The organism is Frankia sp. CeCAU1 (genome assembly GCF_977971845.1).
The window spans coordinates 1-3,213 of record NZ_CDWWXA010000195.1 but is presented as its reverse complement, the minus strand read 5'-3'; the positions used below and the strand labels follow the sequence as shown (position 1 = coordinate 3,213).

The window sequence follows — 3,213 nt, the reverse complement described above, 5'->3', positions numbered from 1 at the left end:
ATGCGGGTCATGGTGACCTCGCTCGGGGTGTGGTGCGGGCGCCGCGGTCAGGCTCCCGGCCTGGGCGGTGTGGGGCGGAGGCGGTCAGTTATCTGCGCCGGTGACCACGGTGGCGTCGACGAAGCTGACGCCTTGGTCGTTGCGAACGATCCGGTCGATCCTGAGGGAGGAGCCTCGGGGTAGGAGGACTTCGTGTTCGGTGCCGTACTTGGGGGGCAGGTTCGGCGGGGACGGCGGGAGGATGCTGAGTGCCCGCGCTCCCGGCGGAATGGTGATGTTGAAGAAGGCGGCTTTACTGATGTTGCCGCGTTTCGTCGTGTAGTAGTATGCCTGGTTCCGGTCGACCGAGGTTGACATAAATCCTTGGTCGTGGATTGTTTCGCCAACCGTAAGGTCACCGAGGACCTCACGATAGTAGCGGACCCCTCGATGTACGACAATCGGCTTGTCGAGTGGTGGGGTTGCCTGAAACGCCGAGTCGAGGCCGGCTACCGCCTGTTTCGCCGCGGGAGACGCGTACGAGCCCTTCCGTAGGCTTCCGTTGATTTCCCGGTAGACAGGGGTCGTGTAGGTCCGGGTCGCCTGCTTGTGCTGTGGGCTGTAGGACGCTTTCTGTGAGTGGCCTGTCATGTAGTCGATCACACTGTTCATGCCGTAGATGGCGCCAGGTACGAGCAGGGGCGGCGGGGCGCCGGCCGGGGCGGGCTTGGGTGCGTTCTGGCTGGCCGCCACACCGGCCGGCAGCGGCCCTGCCGGGGCGGTGGCTTTCTTCCCAGCGAGGGGCGCCAGCTTCGGCGGGGTTTTGGTCGCGAGCGCGCCAGCGATCTGGTGGCCCTTCGGGGTGAGAGTCGCCGTTCCCGCAGCGTCGATGACGATCAGGCCGTCTGTGGCCGCGGCCGATCTGGTCCTGGTCTGCGCCCGCGCGTCCGGGTTTGCCGCGAGCCGTTTCAGGTAGGCGCCGACGGTTTTCTTCGCTCCCGAGCGGTAGGGGGCGATATCGAAAGCAGCTGGGGATCCTACGGCGGCGGGCGGGCTCGGTGCCTGTATCGGCTGGGCGACCATGGGGGCGGCCTTGGCCTTCTTCGACTTCTCCGCGAGCGTGGCCAGTTTCGGAGCCGAGACGGCCTTCGACGTCGCGCCGCCGTGGTAGTTCTTGTGGACCCCGCAGTACGGGGAGCCGGGGCGGGTCTTGTTCTTACAGGGCAGGCCCTTGAGGGTGATAGCCGCGCACTTCTGCCCGAGGGCGGCCATGGGTCACCTCAGGGCAGAAGTGCGCGAATCCCGCGGGTGGCGGGGCGGTCGAAGTGGTGGCGGCGGCTACGTGCCCTTGTTGGCCTGGCCGAGGTCCGGGGGCGGTGCGGGCGTGCCGGGGGGGAGGACGTCTACATCACCCGGCTCCCAGCCGAACCGCTCCTCCCACTCGTCGACCTCGGCCTGTGTGGGATGGTCGGGTTCGGCCTGTGTGGGATGGCTACGCCGCCGCAGCGAGTTGAGTGTCGGGCGTTTAGGCATTGGTGGCTTCTCCTAGGTCGACGGTCGCCTCGACATGCCGGACCCCGTTCGCATCGTAGGAGATCCTCGTGATGCGCAGTGTCGAGCCTCGGGGTAGGAGGACCTCCCGCTCCCATGATGCGCTTGTCGGCAGGTTCGGCGGCGACGGGGGCATGATGCTCACCGCCCGCGCGCCGGCCGGGATCGTCACGTTGACGATCGTCGCGTCATCGTGGCCGTGCTTCGTCGCGAAATGTGAGGCTATGTTGGGGTTCGCCGTGGTGCTCATGAAGCCCTCGTCGACGATCGCCATGCCCACCTGCGGCTCACCGAAGATCTGCGTGAAGTTGCGGATTCCCCGGTGGGCGATGATCGGCTTGTCGAGTGGTGGGATGTTCTGGAGTGCGGCGTCGAGACCGTCGACCATCTGCTGCTGCGAACTGCTCAGCGGCCCGCCCTTACGCAACGCGGCGTTCGTCGCCTTGTAGACGGGGGTGGTGTATTGCAGGGTCGCCGTCTTCGACGCCGGGCTGAAACTGGCCTTGCCCATGTGGGAAGCCATGTGCTTCTCCACGGCCTGCTGGCCGTACACGGCGTCCGGTGGGATCGTCGTCGGCGGAATGCCCGGGGCGCCATAGATTTGCTCGACGAAGTGGCCGTTGTTCTTGCTTCCCGGCTTGTCCGGGAAGAACTGGTGGGTCTTCTTCCCGCCCGCGAGCTGGGCTAGTTTCGACGGCCCTGCCGTTCCCGGTCCGCCCGTGATCCCACCACCGGCTCCGGGATGTCCTCCTCCGACGCTACTGGCTGCAGGTCCCCCGGACCCCAGATGAACCGGTCCGCCCACTCCTCCGACGGCCGCTGACCCTGCTGGTGTGGCTGCTCCACTGGTATTCCCCTTGACGACAAGGTCGGCCTCGATACGACGTCGACCCGAGGAATCAACTGTAACACTTTTGATCCGGAGTGTCGAATTGCGGGGAAGGAGAAGCTCGGATTCACTGGAGAACTGGGATTTCAGGTTCGGTGGGGACGGCGGCATGATGCCGATAGCGCGGACGCCTGGCGGAATGTTCAGGGTGACAATAGCCCCGCCGGATCCAGAGTAGTCTTCCGGGGTTGTCTGGTTGATGGACGTTGACATGAAACCTTTGTCGGTCCACAGATCCCCGGGTTTCAGATCCGTCCCGAATGTTCCGGTGAAGTCGTGGATGCCTCGGCGGACAACCAGCGGCCGGTCGACAGGTGGGGCCGCGGCGAACGCGGCATCAAGATCGTCTATCTTCTGCGCGTCCGGCATGGACGCCGGATTCCTGCCGTCGCGGAGTTCCTTGTTCAGGCTGGTCGCGGATAGACCAGAATACCAGTACGCCGCCTGTTTCTGCGAATCATTCCAGGTCGCCTTCTTCGACAGGCCGCTGATGTAGCTTTTCAGCTCGCCGAACGTGGTCAGCGGCTCTTTTCCGGTGGCTTTCTTGCCGGCGAGGGGCGCGAGCTTCGTCTTGGGCTGCGCGAGTGCGGCCGCGATGTACTTGCCCTTGGGGGTCAGGTGGTGTTTGCCGTCGGCGCCGAGGTAGATGAGATCGTCCGCGGCCGCCTTTTCCTTGGTGGCGTTGGTCGCTTTGGCGTCCGGGTTTGCCGCGAGCCGTTTCAGGTAGGCGCCGACGGTTTTCTTCGCTCCCGAGCGGTAGGGGGCGATGTCGGCTTCGGACAGGCCGTCTGATG

Annotated in this window: 3 protein-coding genes; all 3 read right to left on the bottom strand. The window is 65.5% G+C overall.

Translation table 11 applies throughout. The annotated features are described in order from the left end of the window. Positions 1-84 precede the first annotated feature (84 nt). On the bottom strand, positions 85-1,251 hold the full coding sequence (locus AC08OO_RS21790; RefSeq protein ID WP_476618993.1) for an ADP-ribosyltransferase: 1,167 nt from the start codon (positions 1,249-1,251) through the stop codon (positions 85-87). A gap of 66 nt (positions 1,252-1,317) precedes the next feature. Then, a complete protein-coding gene (locus AC08OO_RS21785) occupies positions 1,318-1,512 on the bottom strand; it encodes a hypothetical protein (RefSeq protein ID WP_152569748.1) in 195 nt (64 codons plus the stop codon). Continuing rightward, positions 1,505-3,213 (bottom strand): ADP-ribosyltransferase (locus AC08OO_RS21780; protein ID WP_476618992.1); only part of this gene is annotated, 1,709 nt, incomplete at its 5' end. The genes AC08OO_RS21785 and AC08OO_RS21780, both read right to left, overlap by 8 nt.